Source organism: Acidovorax sp. GW460-11-11-14-LB4, from assembly GCF_059423685.1.
The window spans coordinates 21,773-38,303 of the sequence record NZ_JBWKYJ010000049.1; the positions used below are offsets into that span (position 1 = coordinate 21,773).

The window sequence follows — 16,531 nt, forward strand, 5'->3', positions numbered from 1 at the left end:
GGCTGGGGCGGCAGGGAGGTCCGGGGCGTGGGCGCCCGGGCTATTTCTTGAAACGGATCTTGCCGTCCTTGACGTACTGGTTGAACTGGTCGGGAGGTAGCGCCGCAGACCCGACGATGTCTTCTTCGACCGACCAGCTCAGCGTGGTGCTGTCCGCGCTGGTGGTCACTTCGATCGGGCCCTCGGGGATGGCGATCGGGGCGCCGTCGCCCGGTGTGTAGGTCACGTGGCCGTGGACGGTGGCGTGTTGTGTCATGGCGATTTCCTTGCGGCAGTGCCGCTGTGTTCATCGCTTCATTACAGGGTGAACTGCCTGACTGCCGTGTCAGCGCATGCCGCGCCGGAGCGACGGCCAGTGGCCGGTTTCGCACCGGTTCGCGCCGGTCAGGGTGGCACCACTGCCTGCGTGCGCTCCTGGCGCACCAGGTACAGGCCGCTGCCAATGATGATGGCGCCGCCCAGCAGCGTGCTGTAGCCCGGGACCGTCTGCCACAGCACCCAATCCAGCCCCATGCCCCAGGCCAGCGCCGTGTATTCAAATGGCGCCACCACGGAAGCCTGCCCGTGGCGAAAGGCTTCGGTGATCGCCAACTGGCCTGCAAACCCTGTGATGGCGAGCCCTGCCACCAGTGGCCAATGCACCTGCGCCACGCCCACCCAGTGCGGCCAGGCCAGCGCGCCGGCACCCAGTGCCAGCAGCGTGGTGGTCCAGAACACCAGGCTGGCACTGGAGTCGGTGCGGGTGAGCATGCGCCCCGTGATGGCCGACACCGCATAGCAGGTGGCTGCCGCCAGCACGGCCAGTGCGCCCAGGGTAAAGAACGCCTCCTGATTGGGTCGCAGCGCCACCAGCACGCCCACCATGCCCAGCGCAATGGCGACCCAGTGGGCAGCGCGCACCTTCTCGCGCAGCACCACGGTAGACAGCGCAGTGATGAGCAGCGGCGCAATGAAGAACAGTGTGTAGGCCTCGGCCAGTGCCAGTTCGCGGATGGCAAATGCAAACAGTGCCAGCATGGCCACGTTGAGTCCGCCACGCAGCAAGTGCAGGGGCCAGCGCACCTTCAGCAGCCGTGGCACCTCGCCACGCCACAGCGCATAGAGCGCCACCAGCGGCAACGCAGCCCAGCCCCGCAACGCCGCGACCTGCATGGCGGGGTAGTGGGCGCTCAGCGTCTTGAGCAGCGCATCCATCAGCGAAAAGAAACCCACCGCAGCCACCATGGCGATGATGCCCCGCAGGTTGCTGGACGGTGTAGCCTGTATGGGCGGGGCGGGCGATGCGGAGGACTGGGAGGGGGCGTTTTCAGCCATGGGGATGCTTTAGAGGTTGCAGAGCGTGCGCCACGGCCGACACGGCGTTGGGTGCGGAAGGGGGCTCACAGCTGCCGAATAGGGAAGGCATTGCGGGAGTGCGTCGGTGCCATGGCGGCCGCCGCGCAGAGCAGGGGCAAAAAGTGTAGCGCAGGGGATGGCAGTGAGTTGCCGCGGAACGCAGTCCCGCTTGTATTGCGTGGCGGTCTGCTTCAGGGTGTGCGCCCATCAACTGAAACACCCGGCAGTGCCCCCAGCCGACCACGGTGGATGATGGGGCAGTTGAGCACCACCCGCGTTATCTGCAGCGTGATCTGGCCTTTGTCCTGCGCGTCCAGCACTTCTTCCTCGGACCGCAGGGTGCGAGCCTGCGTGGCATCGACCCAGGTGACCTGAACCAGTTGCCACAACGGGCTGTAAGCCGTGTAGGCATTTGCAGGCCCCACAGGGCGGGGAGCGGATGCAAACACGCTGGCCTGCTCGAAGTTGGTGGTGCCGTAGACGCGATCGGTCGCCCCCAGGCGCTGCACGCGCTGCATGCCAGAGGATGTTGATGCCTGTGGGGCGGGCAGGGCGTTGGCCAGCAGCGGCGCGTAGTTCGCATGCTTGGCGCGGGCCATGTCGGCATCGGATGCATCGGTGGTCACATAGAGGACCTCTTGCCCCTCGAACCAGCCACGAAGCAATGGCAGGTGTGCCTTCTCAGGGGGATCGATGGGGGCTGGAGCCGTGCCGCACGCCACCAGGGTGACCAGGACCACTGCCGATGTACCCGTTCGCAGCCGGGAGTGCAGGAACTGCGGGGACAACGTGGTGCAACGGCGAATGGTGCGCATGGTCGGGTCCAGGATCGTGGAATGTTGCGGGAAGGCGTAGAGTCAGACGATAGTGCTTGCAGGCTTTCCGCATCGATGTGGATGAGGAGAACGAACATGGACCCCATGCGCATTCTGTTGATCCAGGGACACCCAGATGCCCTGGCGCCCCACTTGTGCCACGCCTTGTCCCAGGCTTACGCCGAAGGGGCCGTAGCGGCGGGCCATGTGGTGAGGCAGGTGGATGTGGCCGCCATTGATTTTGCCCTGCTGCGCAGCCAGCACGAGTGGGAACTGGGCCTGCTGCCCGCGTCTCTCAAGCCTGCGCAGGCTGACATCGGCTGGGCGCAGCACATCGTGCTGTTCTTTCCGCTGTGGCTGGGCGACATGCCAGCCTTGCTCAAGGGTTTTCTGGAGCAGGTGGCAAGGCCCGGTTTTGCCTTCAACCCCGAAGGCAGCAACCCCTTTGGGCGCAAGGGGCTCACCGGGCGCAGTGCGCGGGTAGTGGTCACGATGGGCATGCCAGCGCTTGTCTATCGCTGGTACTTCCGTGCACACAGCGTGAAGTCGCTGGAGCGCAATATCCTGGGCTTTGTGGGCGTTGCGCCGGTGCATGAGACGCTGGTGGGCAGCGTGGATCAACTGGGCGAGGGTGGGGTTGCCAAGTGGAAGGCGCGCATGCGCGCGCTGGGGGCCAAGGCGGCGTAGGCCACAGGCGCGGCTGGCCGCACCGCCGTGTTCTTCAGCCAAACGTGCGCGCCATGCCCATGGCACCCATGCGCTGGCTGATGGCAAAAAACTCCGCCACGGTGTCTTCAATGATCTGCTGCGCGGTCTTGACGGAGTCAATCAATCCCGCAGTCTGCCCCGCCAGCGCAGGGGCCGCCTCCATGTCACCGTCAAAGTACACGCGCTGGATGCCTGCAAAGCTGTCGGCGGGCATCAGGCCCGCCTCGTGGATGGCCTGGGTGCGCTGCGACTTGAGCGCGCGGATGCAGGGGCTGGCCTTGGTGTTGAGCATCCAGGTGCCGGTGACGCCCGCATCGACGATGGCGTTCTTGTAGTTGGCGTGCACGGGGCTTTCGGCGCAGCTGACAAACCGTGTGCCCATCTGCACCGCCTCGGCCCCCAGCGCAAAGGCTGCGGCCATGCCGCGCCCGTCGCAGATGCCACCTGCCGCCACCAGCGGCACGTCCACCCGCGCGCGAATGGCCTGCAGCAGCACCAGGGTCGAGACCTCTTCGGGGTTCTTGAAGCCGCCGCCTTCACCGCCTTCGACCACCAGGCCGTCAATGCCTGCGTCCACACATTTCAGCGCAGCATCCACCGTGGGCACCGCGTGGTACACGGTGATCCCCGCGTCCTTGAGCGGCGCGATGAACTTGGCCGGGCTGCCCGCTGAGGTGGTCACAAACTTCACGCCCGACGCGCACACAAAGCGCAGCATGGCGTCGTCCTTCAAAAAGCGAATGGGCAGGTTCACGCCAAACGGCAGGCCCAGCGCGCTCATCTTGGTGATCTCGGCCTGGCAGTTGGCCGTCTCGCCGGAGGACGTTTCGATGATGCCCAGCCCACCCGCGCGCGACACCGCTGAGGCCAGCTGCGTGCGCGCAATCCAGCCCATGGGCGCCTGGATGATGGGGTAGCGCGCGCCCGTGTGGGCAAGGACGCGGTTGGTGGCGGGTGAGGTCATGGGCAAGGTCTCCTGATTTTTTGAGAGCGCCCATTATTTCGACGGGCATGCCGTCACCGTGTCGCCCGCGTTACGGGGCCGGGACGGGGGTCTCGTGCCAGGGCAGCTTGGCAAACAGGCGCTGCCAGTCGGCACATGGCACGGTGGAGTCGTCGGCGGGGGCGTGCCCGCAGTCCCAGTCCGCGGGCCCCGGCCAGCGCAGCCCGCTGTCGAAGGTCATCGCCACCCCCGACACCGGGTGCGGCACCGTCAACTGCCAGGCATGCAGCCACAGCCGCTGCTGCCCCAGCCGCTCGGCCCACCAGCGGTTGAGCGGGCCCTTGCCGTGCGTGGCATCGCCAACGATGGGGTGCGCCAGGTGTTTGAGGTGGCGGCGGATCTGGTGGCGCCGCCCGGTGGTCGGGAGGGCCTCGACCAGCGAGGCGCGGGTGGTGGCAAAACGCGCGTCGCTGGCCTCGGGCAATGTGAGCTGCGCCAGCCGCCGAAAGCGCGTGTGGGCGTCCTGCACGGCGGCGTCCGCGGGCGCATCATCGGGTTTCAAGGCATGGTCCACCTCGATGGCCTCGGGCGCCCAGCCGCGCACCATCGCCAGGTAGCGCTTGTGCGTGGCGCCATGCTCGAAGGCTTGCGACAGTGAGCGCGCCGCATCGCTGTGCAGCGCCATCACCAGCACACCGCAGGTGCCCTTGTCGAGCCGGTGCACCGGGAACACATGCCGGCCCAGCTGGTCGCGCAGGGTCTGCATCACAAACCGCGTCTCGCCCGCGTCCAGCCCCGTGCGGTGCACCAGCCAGCCTGCGGGCTTGTACACGGCCACCAAGTGCTCGTCGCGCCAGAGGATGTGCAGGGGAGGGTGCATGGAGGAATGTGTGTGCGCCATCGCGGGCTAGGGGAAGGCGCGGATTGTGCCGCACGCGCCGCTGCCTACACTGGCCCCGTTCAACCCTTGCAAAGGATGCCCAGGTATGTCCGCTGGAGACTGGAAAGACATGTACGCCGCCGCCGTGGCGGGCGACCTGGCGCTGGTGCGCCACCACATCAGTGCAGGCGTGAACCCCAACTACCAGCATCCCGAGATCCTTTGCACGCCGTTGGTGGCGAGCCTGATCCACGGCCACCACGAGATCGCTCACTACCTGCTGGCGCATGGGGCTGACCCGGGGCTGCGGTCGGACTTCGACGACATGACCCCGCTGGAGGCCGCCCGCCGCTACCGGCGCACCGAGTTCATCGCCTTGCTGCAGGCGCAGGGCGCCAAGGAAGAGCGCAAGCCGTTCTGGTGGCGCTGGTTGCCCATTTAGCCCCCCGGGGTTGCTTGGCGTCCTTTCCCCAAGGGACGCCACTCGTGCGCTGCGGCGCTCATCGGGGCCGCGCCCGTCTCAATGGGGTGACTGGCCTGCGTGTGCTGTTTCTTTCGCCCTGAGCTTGGCGCCGATGTACTCGCCGTGCGTCACATGCAGCAGGCCGGCCACCTTGCTGATGGTGTGCATCTCGTTCTCGTCCGGGCGTGCGTCCGCGTAGGCGACCTGCCACATGGCTTCAACGAGCTGGATCTTCTCGTCCTGCGTGAAATGCTCGTTCAGCTGGCTGGTGAAGCGCTGGTAGTCGTAGGCGGTTCTGGAGGTGGCTGCGGCCTGTTCCAGCAGGAGCTGCAGTTCATCGTCACTTAGTGCAAATTGCCGGTGCAGTGCAGTCTGCATCACGCTGCGCTCCGCATCGCCCACCGCCGACTGGGCCCGTACCACCTCCACCAGCAACACGGCGGCTGCCAGTTGCACAGACCGCGCACGCTCTGCAGGAGATGGCACGGGGTTGAACGGGGTGAGGCTTTCAAGCAGGTCTTTGAGGGCTTGGAACATCGTGTGGTTTGCTGGCTGCGTCAGTAGGGTGGAGGCGTTGGGGGTGGGGTTGGTTCCGCTGACATGTGCTGGCTGCGCACGTTGCGCTCGCTGCGGCACAAAGCCCCGGCGACAATCGGGGGCCATGACGAAGAAAACCATACTCCCCTTGCAACTGCTGGTTGCCCCCGACAAGAACGACCCCGCACCGCTGATCCTGTACCACGGGCGCAATTGCCCCGATGGCTTTGGCGCGGCGCTGGCGGCATGGCTGTACTACGGCGACCAGGCTGAATACGTGGGGCTGGACCACGGCGATGTCAAGACCGTGGACGACCTGCCGCCCCTGCAAGGCCGCGCGGTCTACATCCTCGACTTCTCGTTTGCCAACGAGGTGATGGCCGCCATCGACGAGCGCGCCGCCAAGCTGGTCATGCTGGACCACCACAAGAGCGCGGCCGAAAAGCTCACCGGCTTTGCCTGCCGCTGCGGCGTGGTGCACTTCGACATGAACAAGTCGGGTGCGCGGCTGGCGTGGGAGTTTTTCCATCCGCACGAACCGATGCCTGCCCTGTTCAAATACGTGGAAGACCGCGACATCTGGAAGTGGGAGTTTGCCGAGAGCGCTGCCTTCCTGTCAGCCCTGGACATGGAAGAGCAAGGCTTTGCGCGCTGGCGCGAGATTGCCGACTTCACGCCCGAACAGCTCCAGCAGTTCATGGTGCGCGGCGAGGCCATGGACCAGAAGTACCGCAAGCTCTGCGCCGACATCGCCGAAGGCGCGCAGCCGCTGGTGTTCAACGGCATCACGGGCCTGATGGTCAATGCCCCCGGCATGTTCCACAGCCTGGTGGGCGACATCCTCTCGGCCAAAACGGGCACCTTTGCGCTGATGTGGAGTGCAGGCGAAAAGGGCGTGAAGGTGGGGCTGCGTGCGCAGCGCAACTTTGACTGCATCGCGCTGGCCGAAAGCATGGGCGGCGGTGGCCATGCGCAGGCCTGCGGCTTCAAGATGAAGGTGGAGCGCCTGCCAGAGCTGCTGACAGGTACCTTCAACGCGTGATGCCCGGGCGATTTAGAGGATAAATCGCCTGTAGCGCTAGAAATATATGCCTGAGTAGCTATCAAAAATATAGTGAATGATGTGGGACGCCAGCGCGGCTAAACCAGCCGCAGGTCGGCCCCCTGGGCCCCTGGAAACACCCGCGCCACGGCCGCCGCGTTCAGCCCGTACATGCGGGCGAACAGTCCCCCCAACACACTGCGGTAGTCGTTGAGCACGGGGTAGTCGCGTTTCTGGAACAGCGTGGTGGCGGTCAGCGCCTGCTGCTCGCCCGCGATGCGGCCGCCATTCACCCCGCCGCCCAGCACCCAGAACACCGTGCCGTGGCCATGGTCCGTGCCCCGGTTGCCGTTCTCGCGGAAGGTGCGGCCAAACTCGCTGATCACCACCACCACGGTGGACTTCCACGCGGGGCCCATCTCGTCGGCAAAGCCTGCCAGGCCCCGGCCCAGTTCCTCCAGGCGGTTGGCCAGCGTGCCGGTGGCGGCGCCCTGGCCCACATGGGTGTCCCAGCCGCCCACGTCCACAAAGCCGAGCTGATAGCGCGACTGCATGAGTCGCGCCATGCGCCGGGCCGTGCCTTCAAATCCCTTGGTACTCAGTGCATTGCGGCTGGCGGCTTCCATCTCGCCCTGCATGGTGCGGGCGACCTCATCGCGGGTGGCAAAGCCTTCGTTCACGGGCGTGGCCAGCGGTGTGCCCTGATACATGGAGGCGATGAGTTCGGCCTGCCGCGCATCCACACCACCGCGCCCCGCGCCTGCGCTCAGGGCAGTGTTGGGCACGTCCACCGCTCCGCGCAGCACCAGGGGCAGGGTGCTGGTGAACGCCATCGGCTGCAGCGCCACCGGGGCACTGTCGGCGCGCGGGTTCAGCTCGGCCACCAGCCGGTTCAGAAAGCCCGATCGGTAGTCGCGCCGCCCGCCCAGGGGCTGGCCCAGCTCAATGCTGTCCTGGGTGTCGAAATGGCTGCGGGAGAGATCGTCCGTGCCTGCAAACGGAACAAAGGCGAGCTGGCGCTGCTGGTACAGCGGCAGCATCGATTCAGCCATTGCGGGGTGCAGGCCCCAGTCGGGCGTGAGCGGCAGGGTGCCGCCCTCCTGCCCCGGCCGGGCGATGGCGATGTTGGGCCGTGTCTCGTAGTAGTAGCTGCTGGCCGTGGGCACCAGCAGGCTGGCGCAGTCGTAGCCACCGCGCAAGAACACCAGCAGAAAGCGCGCGTCCTGAGCGCGGGGCGCGGCGAGCACGCTGGCGCTGTGCACGCCCAGGCCCGTGCCGAGTGCGCTGGCGCCCAGGGCCTGGAGAAGGTGTCGTCTACAAAGCATGGGGCTGTCCTTTCGACCTATTCAATGGCGCCCGAACGCATCATCGGCTGCTGCGCAGGCGCGTCGCGGTCAAAGCCGTGGCAGCCGTGCAAGGGCCGCCCCGCCGCACGGGCTGCGTCCCCCTTCCCGAAGGGCGAAGCCATTCGAGAGAAGAGGAAGGCGCGAAGCGACTCAGGGGGATGTACTCCATCTCCTCTCCTCATCCGTGCATGAACTCAGGGGATGCGAGGAACAGCAGGTTCCATTCGCGCGGTGAGGTGGCCTGTGCCAATGCGCTGCGCGTGGCCGGGGACCACGTGGGCTCCAGCGTACGCACGTAGGCGGTCTGCGCCAGGCCGGGCGGCATGCGCGGCGCGGCGCGGGGTGCCGCGTCATCGTTCGCTGGTGGGGCGGCCAGGGCGCCTGTACCCAAGGCCCGCGCCATCTCAAAGCGCGTGCTCATCTGCCCCGAGCCTGACCATGTCGCGGAGTCCAGCGGGTAGCCATCGGGCGTGACACGGCCATACAAAGGCTCGGCCAGCCGTTGCAGCCACGCCAGCGCAGGGTCGGTGTTGGGCAGCACGGCATCGCCGTGGGCCAGGCGCAGGCCCGCCAGCGCGTAGTGCACCGGGTCCCGAAAACGCTGGCCCAGGGATGCGCGGAACTCTGGTGTGTGGAACAGCGTTTCCAGCACTGCCGCAATGTCGCCGTCCGTGCGCTCAAAGCTGCGGGCCAGTGCCTGCAGCAGTGCGGGGGGCGGGTTGTCGCCCACCAGAAAGAGCGCGATTTTGCGGGTGATGAAGCGCGCGGTGGCAGGCGCACGGGCCAAGCGGTCCAGCGCTTCGTCCACCTCGGCCAGGCCTTGGGCGCGGAGCGGCTGGCCGAGCAGTGTTTTGGGGTCCCAGTCATGCCGCTGCGGGTTGAATTCAAACAATCCCTCGCGCACGTAGTGGCGAAGCAGTGCGGGCCGCATGCGCGGGGGCTCGTCGCCCGGCGGCCGCTGCGACACGCCCACGCCGGTCAGCACGCGGGCCAGCTCCTGCACGTCCTGCTGGCTGTAGCCACCGTCCACGCCCAGCGTGTGCAGCTCCATCAGCTCGCGCGCGTAGTTTTCGTTGATGCGGCCTGCAGCGTTCTGCGCGTTGTCCAGGTAGCGCAGCATGGCCGGGTGGCGCACGGTGGCGCCCAGCAGGTCGCGAAAGCGGCCCAGCGCGTGGGGGCGCACCGCACGCTCTTCGTAGTCGCCCACCAGGGCGCGCAGGTTGCCTTTGCCTGCAAACACGTTGAAGTGGTTCATCCAGAACCAGGTCATCTTCTCGCGCAACTGGCTGGGCGAATACAGCGCGCGCAGCACAAACCGGGCGGCAGCCTCTTGCTGCAGGGCGCGCATGTCCTGCTGCCAGGCCTTGAGCGCAGCCTTGCGCTCGTCCTCGGTGGGTTGGGCCTTGGCGGCGCGGTTGCGGGCTTCCATGTCGGCCGCCAGCGCCTCGATGGGGGTGCGCGAGATGGCCATGGCGTCGATCTGTGCCTGGGCTTCGCGGGGCAGTGCGGTGTGGACACCTGGGCGCAGTTGCGCAGCCAGATACGCGCTGATGCTCAAGCCACCCAGCGCTTGCGTGCCCTGGGCGGTGCAGCCCCAGGTCACGCGGTCCAGCAGGCGGGCCAGGGTGGGCTCGTCGGCCGCGCTCCAGGTGCCCGGGCCTGTTGTGTGGGGCACTGCGGCTGCGGGGGGCGCGGCTTGTGTGGCAAGGGGGGCGCCAAAGACGGCGCAACCCGCCAGGCCGAGCAGCAGGGTGCGGCGGTGGAGGTGCAGTGGGTTAGTGGGGGTCATGGGGCCTCGCTGGCAGCCAGCCAATGGCTGTCCGCATGGTGCCGCTGCCACCACCCGCATGCAAGCCCGCACGGCGGGTTTTACCTGCGCGACACAAACGCCAGGGAGGATGTATCGAGGGGTATCTCCAAGCCCCCAGACATGATCATGATCGCCTGAGAACAGGTTCTCGGTGCTATGGCGCTGCGCCCGTGGCCTGCGCCGCCTCTTCAAAACGGTCTACCTTGCGCAGAGTCTGGAACGCCATCATCCAGCCACCCACCACACCCAGCGTGCACAGGCCGCCCACGATGGCGGCGGGCACCACGCCCAGCCATGCGGCGCTGGTGCCCGCGCGGAATTCGCCCAGTTCGTTGGACGAGCCGATGAACAGCATGTTCACCGCGTTCACCCGCCCGCGCATGGTGTCGGGCGTGGAGAACTGCACCAGAGCGCCCCGGATGTACACGCTCACCATATCGGCCGCGCCCGCCACCAGCAGCGCCGCAAACGACAGCCAGAACAGCGTGGACAGTGCAAACACCAGGTTGGCCACGCCAAACACCGCCACCGCGATGAACATGGTGCGGCCCACTTGGCGGTTGAAGGGCCGCATACTCAGGTACAGCCCGGCGCTGACTTCGCCCACAGCCATGGCACTGCGCAGCGCACCCAGGCCCGCCGGGCCCACATGCAGCACCTCTTGCGCATAGATGGGCAGCAGCGCCACCACGCCGCCCAGCAGCACGGCAAACAGGTCCAGCGAGATGGTGCCCAGGATGATGGGCCGCGTGCGGATGAAGGTGATGCCCGCGCCAAAGCGCTCGAACATCGTGCCTTGCGCGGGGCAGGGTGCCGTGGCATGGGCCACCACCACCCGCAGCAGCAGGGCCACCCCCAGCACAAAACACGCGCAGCAGATGGCATAGGTCAGCTCGCCGCCGCCCAGCGCATACAGCAGCCCGCCCAGCAGCGGCCCGCCAATGCTGGCCACACGCATCAGCATGCTATTGGCGGCGATGGCCTGGGCCAGTTGTGCACGGGGCACGATCTGTGGCAACAGGCTCTGCATGGCCGGGCCCGAGAACGCGCGGGCACAGCCATACAGCACCAGCACGGCATAAATGCCCGCCACCCCACTGCTGCCGTGGCCAGACAGCCACCAGAGCAGGGCGCTGCACAGGCCACCCACCGACCAGGCGATCGCCAGGATGCGCTTGCGGTCAAAGCGGTCGATCAGGTCGCCCGCGGGCAGCAACAAAGCCAGCATGGGCAGAAACTGCGCCAGCCCCACATAGGCCAGCGCCAGCGGCTGCCGGGTCAGGTCGTACACCTGCCAGGCCACCACCACCGCCTGTACCTGGGTGGCGATGACGGCCACCACGCGGGCGACCAGAAAGGAGACAAAACCGTTATGGCGATAGACGCTCTGGGCGTCGCTGGCGGCGGGAACAGGCGAACTGGGCTCGGGAACGGGCATGGACAAGGCGTGGGAGCAGAGAGGCGGCCCAGGGCTGCGCGGACCTGGGGAGAACCCTGATGCTAGCGCCCTCGGCGCGGGCGCGCTGTGAAGGCGGGGTAAAGCCCGGCGCTCAGGCGAGGCGCCCGGGCCTCAGGTTCTCTGCCGACCTGCCGAAAAGACGACAGAGGCCCTGAAATGCAGGCCCGCTCCGCCCGTGGCGCTTGTGCGCTGCGCCGATTCACCCCCTGGAGACCAATGGTCGAGCCATGGCGTTGACGATCAACACCAATGTGATGTCGCTGAATGCGCAGCGCCGGCTCGGCAATGCACTGGGCGACCTGGCGACGACCGTGCAGCGCCTGTCTTCGGGCCTGCGCATCAACACTGCCAAGGACGACGCGGCGGGCCTTGCCATCTCGGAGCGTTTTACCTCCCAGGTCCGGGGCATGAACCAGGCGGTGCGCAACGCCAACGACGGCTTGTCGCTGATGCAGACGGCCGAGGGGGCCCTGCAGGGCGTGGCTGCCAGCCTGCAGCGCATCCGCGAACTGGCCGTGCAGGCGGCCAATGACACCAACAGTGCCTCCGACCGGGAGGCCATTCAGGCAGAGGTCTCGCGCCTTGCGCAGGAGATTGACCGCACCGGCCGCACCACCCAGTTCAATGGTATGAACGTGTTCGACACCTCTAGCGCCAGCGTGGTGGGCGATGAAAACCTGCTGGGCGTGTACGACGGCTTGACCAGCGCGGGCAGCTGGCTGGAAAGCAGCGAACAGCTCATCCGCACTTACTACGGCCTCAAGGCCGATGGTGCCAAGCTCGACATCCGCTACACCGGCTACACCGACGGCGCCGGCGGGGTGGCTGCCTATGTGCAAAACACGGGCTATGACGCCAACGGCCGGGGACTGAGTCTGGTGTTGCAGGTGGACATGGCTGACTTTGTGCCCCCCAACCTGCCCAACGGCGGCACCGCGCCGTACTACAACGACCGCATCATCGGCCACGAGATGGTGCACGCCGTGATGGCCCGCAGCACCAACTGGCAGAACCTGCAGGCCGGCAACCTGTGGTTCATCGAAGGCACGGCCGAGTTCATCCAGGGGGCGGATGAGCGGGTCAAGAACGACATCGCTGCAGTGACCACGGCAGGCGTGGTGGCCGCCATCAATGGCCCCACGAACACCAGCGAGTTCTACTCGTCCAGCTATTCGGCGGTGCGCTACATGCATGACCGCATCAAGGCGGCGGGGGGCACAGGGGTCAAGGATGTGCTGACCTACATGAACGCCAACCCGGGCGCCACCCTCGACACCGCCATCGCCAATGCCTCGCACGGCGTGTTTACCAACGCGGCCGATGTCAAGAGCCAGTTCGCCACCAACGGCGCCGCGTTCATCGGCACCTTTGACCTGAACAACGACGACACGGGGGCGATCGGTGGGCTGGATGTGGACGGCGGCGCCGCGCGCAATGCCAAGGCCGCCATTCCCAACATGGGCAGCCGCTCCGGCCAGGATGTGCTGGAGGGGTTCACCGAGTCGTACGAAACGATTGCCAAGAACGCCGGGGCCGTGAGCACCAAGGTGTTCCAGGTCGGCGCCAACGCCAACCAGACGCTGGAGACGCGGGTGGGCGTGATCAGCCTGGGGGCGCTGGGCCTGCGCAACACGCTGGACGTCACGGTGTCGCCCGCACAGGCCATCGTGGCGGTGGACCGCGCGCTGGACTATGTGAGCAGCCAGCGCGCCGTGCTGGGCGCCCAGGCCTCGCGCCTGGAGGCCACCATCGGCAATCTGCAGGTCAGCAGCGAAAACCTGTCGGCCAGCCGCGCTCGCGTGGTGGACACAGACTTCGCAGTGGAAACCGCTTCGCTGGCGCGCCAGCAGATCCTGCAGCAGGCTGGAAACGCCATGGTGGTGCAGGCCAACCAGATGCCCCAGGGCGTGCTGGCCTTGCTGCGCAACTGATCGCCTTCCGCTCAGGATCGTCAGCGAGGCGGTGGTGCGCGCCGTTTCCCTGGCGAGTCAACGGCGCTGCCGGTGCCTATAGTCCCAGGGCGCCAAAGGCCGCTTTTGGGACCACAGGCCCGCATGCTGCGCCTGCGCAGAGCGCTGCAAGGGCGCCAGGTGCGGGTAGTGGCTGGCGTAGGGCGTGTACACCCAGGCCATGCCTGCGCGCACCTGTGCCGTGGCGACATCGGTGCCACCACAACGCACCTGCGCCACCATGCGGCCGTAGCTGTCCTCATCCACGGGTTGTAGCGTGGCCCGTTGTCGAAAGCACAGCTGTGCCAGGTGCTGCCGCGACTTCTGCCCAAACGCTTGCCTCGACTCGGGCGCATCGATGGCGGCGATGCGCACCTTCACCTGCTGGTAGGCACCAGGTGGCCCGCAGCGGGCAGTGAGGGTGTCGCCGTCGCTGATGGCAACGACCAGGCAAAACAGGGAAGCGAGGGGCACAGGGAGCTTGGGTGTGTGTTTGCAGGCACTGGCGCCAGTGTTTCTTGCAAAAATGGAGCGATTTGGCTGGGTGCGCTACAACAGCATGCTTTTTTAGCTATTAATAGTATAGCGGTGTGCTGCGTGATGACGATGACACAACAAGGGCTGGTATGGGGGCATGCGCATGCCGCCGCCCTGCGTAGCACCTGGCGGGCCACAGGTCTGCTTTGCTTCAAGGTGTGACCACGCCGTGGTGTGCATGGCTTGAAGAATCTGGGGAACCGGGAGCGGTTACTGCCGTCAGACACCCCAGGCGCTGTGACAATGGGGTGCATTGTCCAATGCGCTCGCGTCGCGTTTGCTTCGCGCTTGTTATCGTCGGCGATAGCCGACCACCCCCAAGGAGTCCCGGTTTTGCGTTTCCCCTGGTCCACAGAATCCCATGCCCCCCAACCATCGCCCCTGCGCACCGCTGCAGTGGCCCTGGCCTGTGGCGCGACTTTGGTCATGGCAGGCTGTGCCGGCACAGGGGCCAAGACGTTTGGCGTGCAGGAGAACTTTGGCTCGGTCGCCACGTACTCGCGCCTGTTCGATGCCACGCCGGCCCAGACGTGTGAAGCCTCGCGCCGCGCGCTGCTCAGCCAGGGCTACGTCATCTCGTCCAGCGCGGCCGACCTGGTGGAAGGCAAGAAGAGCTTCCAGCCCGAGCCCGAGTCGCACCTGCAGATGGTGGTGCGCGTGGTGTGTGTGCCCGAGGCCAACGACGGCAAGGTCAGCCTGGGCTTTGTGACGGCCACCCAGGACACCTACGCATTGCGCAAGACCAACAACTCGGCCAGCGTGGGTGTGGGCGCCATCGGCTCGGTGTCGCTGCCGTTCTCATCCAGCAGCGAGTCCCTGGTCAAGGTGGGCAGCGAGACCATTGCCAAGGACACCTTCTACGACAGCTTTTTTGACCTGGTCAAACGCTACCTGGTCATCGACCAGGCGCTGGCAGACTGAGCAGCCGGGGGCGTGCCCGGCTTTTTTTTCGGTCGTCTCTCGGCCCACTTCCCGCTGGTGCCTCATCAGGCGGCGCGCCAGCGTTGTACCCAGGCCCATCCTTCGGGCCAGTCGCCCAGGCCGCTGTCGGCATTGATATGCCCCTTGGCCCCCAGGTCCACCTGCTGGGCACCCCAGGCGGCTGCGCAATGGGCCGAGAAGGATGCAGTGGAATACGGATCGTCGCTGCTGCTCACCAGCATGGTCCGCCGCGCAGGCTGACCCGAGGCGGTCAGCGCCGCAGGCACGGGCGTGAAGCCTTTGGCATCCGGTGGAAAGTCGGGCCCATCGGGGTCTGGCACGGCCACCAGCAGCAGGGCATGCACAGCGGTCAACGCGCTGGCTGCCCACCGCGCCAGTGCCAGGCAACCCAGGCTGTGGGCCACCACGATGGGGGGCTGGCCTGCTGCAGTGATGGCCGCGTCAATGGCCTGCACCCAGGCGTCGCATTGCGGGTGTGCCCAATCGGCCTGCTCCACCTGCACCACGCCCGTGTGCTGGGTTTGCCACAATGATTGCCAGTGGCGGGGGCCGGAGTTGTAGATGCCGGGAACAAGCAAAACAGGTCTCATCGTCAAAATTCCTTCGGGTCAAAAAAGCAGTGGTGTCACTGCCTGCCAACGATAGGTGCCGCGCCTGTGGATGGGCAGGGGGCATCATCGGAAAGTGGCCCTCCAAACCTTGAAGTCATCGCAAAGGGAGCATTGCACCGTGGAGCTGGACAAAAAAGACCGACAGATCCTCATGGCCCTGCAGGCCGACGCTCGCCAGAGCCTGTCTGCCTTGGGCAAGCAGATCGGTCTGTCGCAGCCTGCGATGAGCGAGCGCGTCAAGAAACTCGAAGACGCAGGTGTGATCGTGGGCTACCAGGCCCGCATCGACCTGGCTGCCGCTGGCCTGGGCTTGCAGGCTGTGGTGCGGGTGCGCACCACGCACGAACACATTCAGCGCTACGTGCAGCTGTTTCAGACCATGCCCGAGGTATTGGACGCCGTGCGCGTGACGGGAGAGGACTGCTTTGTGGTGCGCTGCGCATTTGGACAGCCGGCAGACCTGGAGCGCGTGGTGGATGCCCTGGCGGCGTTTGGCAGCGTGTCTACCGCCTTGGTGCTGTCGCACCCCGTGAGCAAGATGGTGCCGCTGGCATGACGCGGCGGGTCAGCAGAACCTGCGGGTGACCCGCGCGGGCTAGCCTGCTCAACGGGTGACCAGGTACCGGAGCTCTGCAAAAATGCCGCCCGGCGTGGTCACTGACTTGAGCTGCAGCGGGGGGCGCATGATCTGGCGAGGCAACAGCGGCGTGCCTGCGCCCAGCGTGACGGGGGCGATCTGCACGATCAGCTCGTCCAGCAGGCCAGCGTCGTAAAACTGCCCCACCAGATCACCCCCACCCACGACCCACACATTGCGCCCCGCTGCAGCCTGCACCATGGCCTGGTGCACGGGCAGCACATCGCCACGCACAAAGCGCACATCCGCGCCTTCAATGCCGCGCAGCGTGCGTGCACTGAACACCCAGGTCGGCGGCGTGTAAGGCCAGGGCTGGCCCGCATCGATGGCATGTTTCAGCATCCATTCGTAGGTGTGCGATCCCATTGCCAGCGCACCCACGTCGCGGATGAACGCGGGGTAGCTGGAGCCCTCGATCTCGCCAAATTGCAGCAGCCAGTCGAGGTCATGGTCGGGCGTGGCGAGGAAGCCATCGAGGCTGGCTGCGCCGTAGAACTGGGTTTTGCCGGGGCGGGGG

At 66.6% G+C, this 16,531-nt stretch carries 18 protein-coding genes; 6 read left to right on the forward strand and 12 right to left on the reverse strand.

Going from position 1 to position 16,531, the window contains the following annotated elements:
- Positions 1-40: 40 nt before the first annotated feature.
- The 3 genes from AC07X4_RS16545 to AC07X4_RS16555 all read right to left on the reverse strand — a co-directional run bounded on the left by AC07X4_RS16545 (position 41) and on the right by AC07X4_RS16555 (position 2,150).
- Complete coding sequence (locus tag AC07X4_RS16545; protein WP_056064801.1) at positions 41-256, reverse strand: hypothetical protein; 216 nt, start codon at positions 254-256, stop codon at positions 41-43.
- Between the two features lie 128 nt (positions 257-384).
- On the reverse strand, positions 385-1,314 hold the full coding sequence (locus tag AC07X4_RS16550) for a DMT family transporter (RefSeq protein ID WP_146871471.1): 930 nt from the start codon (positions 1,312-1,314) through the stop codon (positions 385-387).
- A gap of 212 nt (positions 1,315-1,526) precedes the next feature.
- Positions 1,527-2,150, reverse strand: coding sequence for a DUF7482 domain-containing protein (locus AC07X4_RS16555; protein ID WP_494740685.1), 624 nt, complete (start codon positions 2,148-2,150; stop codon positions 1,527-1,529).
- 96 nt (positions 2,151-2,246) lie between these two features.
- Here AC07X4_RS16555 and AC07X4_RS16560 point away from each other — a divergent pair, with 96 nt between their 5' ends.
- The gene (locus tag AC07X4_RS16560; protein ID WP_436079176.1) at positions 2,247-2,837 is read left to right on the forward strand and encodes an NAD(P)H-dependent oxidoreductase; all 591 of its coding nucleotides are present in this window, start codon (positions 2,247-2,249) and stop codon (positions 2,835-2,837) included.
- Positions 2,838-2,871: 34 nt separating this feature from the next.
- Here AC07X4_RS16560 and AC07X4_RS16565 read toward each other — a convergent pair whose 3' ends face one another.
- Entirely contained in the window at positions 2,872-3,822 is a 951-nt protein-coding gene (locus AC07X4_RS16565) for an NAD(P)H-dependent flavin oxidoreductase (protein ID WP_494740686.1), read from the reverse strand.
- Positions 3,823-3,892: 70 nt separating this feature from the next.
- Positions 3,893-4,681 (reverse strand): pseudouridine synthase, encoded by a 789-nt coding sequence (locus tag AC07X4_RS16570; RefSeq protein WP_494740687.1) that lies wholly within the window; start codon positions 4,679-4,681, stop codon positions 3,893-3,895.
- A gap of 106 nt (positions 4,682-4,787) precedes the next feature.
- On the opposite strand from AC07X4_RS16570, the gene AC07X4_RS16575 reads away from it, so the two are divergent.
- Positions 4,788-5,123 carry an ankyrin repeat domain-containing protein gene (locus tag AC07X4_RS16575; RefSeq protein ID WP_056064787.1) on the forward strand — a complete coding sequence of 112 codons (336 nt, stop codon included), beginning with the start codon at positions 4,788-4,790 and terminating at the stop codon, positions 5,121-5,123.
- Between the two features lie 78 nt (positions 5,124-5,201).
- Here the strand turns inward: AC07X4_RS16575 and AC07X4_RS16580 are convergent, their stop codons facing one another.
- Positions 5,202-5,681 (reverse strand): tellurite resistance TerB family protein, encoded by a 480-nt coding sequence (locus tag AC07X4_RS16580; RefSeq protein WP_494740688.1) that lies wholly within the window; start codon positions 5,679-5,681, stop codon positions 5,202-5,204.
- A gap of 124 nt (positions 5,682-5,805) precedes the next feature.
- Here AC07X4_RS16580 and AC07X4_RS16585 point away from each other — a divergent pair, with 124 nt between their 5' ends.
- Positions 5,806-6,723: a DHH family phosphoesterase gene (locus AC07X4_RS16585; protein WP_146871464.1), complete on the forward strand. Its 918-nt coding sequence runs from the start codon at positions 5,806-5,808 to the stop codon at positions 6,721-6,723.
- 98 nt (positions 6,724-6,821) lie between these two features.
- Here AC07X4_RS16585 and AC07X4_RS16590 read toward each other — a convergent pair whose 3' ends face one another.
- The 3 genes from AC07X4_RS16590 to AC07X4_RS16600 all read right to left on the reverse strand — a co-directional run bounded on the left by AC07X4_RS16590 (position 6,822) and on the right by AC07X4_RS16600 (position 11,317).
- On the reverse strand, positions 6,822-8,048 hold the full coding sequence (locus AC07X4_RS16590) for a DUF1501 domain-containing protein (RefSeq protein WP_494740689.1): 1,227 nt from the start codon (positions 8,046-8,048) through the stop codon (positions 6,822-6,824).
- Between the two features lie 199 nt (positions 8,049-8,247).
- Positions 8,248-9,858, reverse strand: a complete 1,611-nt coding sequence (locus tag AC07X4_RS16595) for a DUF1800 domain-containing protein (protein ID WP_494740690.1) — start codon at positions 9,856-9,858, stop codon at positions 8,248-8,250.
- Positions 9,859-10,033: 175 nt separating this feature from the next.
- On the reverse strand, positions 10,034-11,317 hold the full coding sequence (locus AC07X4_RS16600) for an MFS transporter (RefSeq protein ID WP_494740693.1): 1,284 nt from the start codon (positions 11,315-11,317) through the stop codon (positions 10,034-10,036).
- A gap of 248 nt (positions 11,318-11,565) precedes the next feature.
- On the opposite strand from AC07X4_RS16600, the gene AC07X4_RS16605 reads away from it, so the two are divergent.
- Entirely contained in the window at positions 11,566-13,269 is a 1,704-nt protein-coding gene (locus tag AC07X4_RS16605; protein WP_395453623.1) for a flagellinolysin, read from the forward strand.
- A gap of 57 nt (positions 13,270-13,326) precedes the next feature.
- Here the strand turns inward: AC07X4_RS16605 and AC07X4_RS16610 are convergent, their stop codons facing one another.
- The gene (locus tag AC07X4_RS16610) at positions 13,327-13,761 is read right to left on the reverse strand and encodes a thermonuclease family protein (RefSeq protein ID WP_146871460.1); all 435 of its coding nucleotides are present in this window, start codon (positions 13,759-13,761) and stop codon (positions 13,327-13,329) included.
- A gap of 489 nt (positions 13,762-14,250) precedes the next feature.
- Here AC07X4_RS16610 and AC07X4_RS16615 point away from each other — a divergent pair, with 489 nt between their 5' ends.
- A complete protein-coding gene (locus tag AC07X4_RS16615) occupies positions 14,251-14,745 on the forward strand; it encodes a DUF2242 domain-containing protein (protein ID WP_056747050.1) in 495 nt (164 codons plus the stop codon).
- Positions 14,746-14,810: 65 nt separating this feature from the next.
- On the opposite strand, the gene AC07X4_RS16620 is transcribed toward AC07X4_RS16615, so the two are convergent.
- On the reverse strand, positions 14,811-15,356 hold the full coding sequence (locus AC07X4_RS16620; RefSeq protein ID WP_494740691.1) for an RBBP9/YdeN family alpha/beta hydrolase: 546 nt from the start codon (positions 15,354-15,356) through the stop codon (positions 14,811-14,813).
- A 139-nt stretch (positions 15,357-15,495) separates the two neighbouring features.
- On the opposite strand from AC07X4_RS16620, the gene AC07X4_RS16625 reads away from it, so the two are divergent.
- Positions 15,496-15,933 carry an Lrp/AsnC family transcriptional regulator gene (locus AC07X4_RS16625; protein ID WP_056064760.1) on the forward strand — a complete coding sequence of 146 codons (438 nt, stop codon included), beginning with the start codon at positions 15,496-15,498 and terminating at the stop codon, positions 15,931-15,933.
- 48 nt (positions 15,934-15,981) lie between these two features.
- Here the strand turns inward: AC07X4_RS16625 and AC07X4_RS16630 are convergent.
- Positions 15,982-16,531: dihydrofolate reductase family protein (locus AC07X4_RS16630; protein WP_494740692.1), on the reverse strand; the 550-nt coding region annotated here is incomplete at its 5' end.

Bases quoted from the DNA above. Each gene is read 5' to 3' on its own strand.
- AC07X4_RS16620 (WP_494740691.1), bottom strand. From the start codon at position 15,356: ATGAGACCTGTTTTGCTTGTTCCCGGCATCTACAACTCCGGCCCCCGC.
- AC07X4_RS16600 (WP_494740693.1), bottom strand. From the start codon at position 11,317: ATGCCCGTTCCCGAGCCCAGTTCGCCTGTTCCCGCCGCCAGCGACGCC.
- AC07X4_RS16575 (WP_056064787.1), top strand. From the start codon at position 4,788: ATGTCCGCTGGAGACTGGAAAGACATGTACGCCGCCGCCGTGGCGGGC.
- AC07X4_RS16585 (WP_146871464.1), top strand. From the start codon at position 5,806: ATGACGAAGAAAACCATACTCCCCTTGCAACTGCTGGTTGCCCCCGAC.
- AC07X4_RS16595 (WP_494740690.1), bottom strand. From the start codon at position 9,858: ATGACCCCCACTAACCCACTGCACCTCCACCGCCGCACCCTGCTGCTC.
- AC07X4_RS16580 (WP_494740688.1), bottom strand. From the start codon at position 5,681: ATGTTCCAAGCCCTCAAAGACCTGCTTGAAAGCCTCACCCCGTTCAAC.
- AC07X4_RS16570 (WP_494740687.1), bottom strand. From the start codon at position 4,681: ATGCACCCTCCCCTGCACATCCTCTGGCGCGACGAGCACTTGGTGGCC.
- AC07X4_RS16590 (WP_494740689.1), bottom strand. From the start codon at position 8,048: ATGCTTTGTAGACGACACCTTCTCCAGGCCCTGGGCGCCAGCGCACTC.
- AC07X4_RS16615 (WP_056747050.1), top strand. From the start codon at position 14,251: ATGGCAGGCTGTGCCGGCACAGGGGCCAAGACGTTTGGCGTGCAGGAG.
- AC07X4_RS16545 (WP_056064801.1), bottom strand. From the start codon at position 256: ATGACACAACACGCCACCGTCCACGGCCACGTGACCTACACACCGGGC.
- AC07X4_RS16560 (WP_436079176.1), top strand. From the start codon at position 2,247: ATGGACCCCATGCGCATTCTGTTGATCCAGGGACACCCAGATGCCCTG.
- AC07X4_RS16565 (WP_494740686.1), bottom strand. From the start codon at position 3,822: ATGACCTCACCCGCCACCAACCGCGTCCTTGCCCACACGGGCGCGCGC.
- AC07X4_RS16605 (WP_395453623.1), top strand. From the start codon at position 11,566: ATGGCGTTGACGATCAACACCAATGTGATGTCGCTGAATGCGCAGCGC.
- AC07X4_RS16550 (WP_146871471.1), bottom strand. From the start codon at position 1,314: ATGGCTGAAAACGCCCCCTCCCAGTCCTCCGCATCGCCCGCCCCGCCC.
- AC07X4_RS16555 (WP_494740685.1), bottom strand. From the start codon at position 2,150: ATGCGCACCATTCGCCGTTGCACCACGTTGTCCCCGCAGTTCCTGCAC.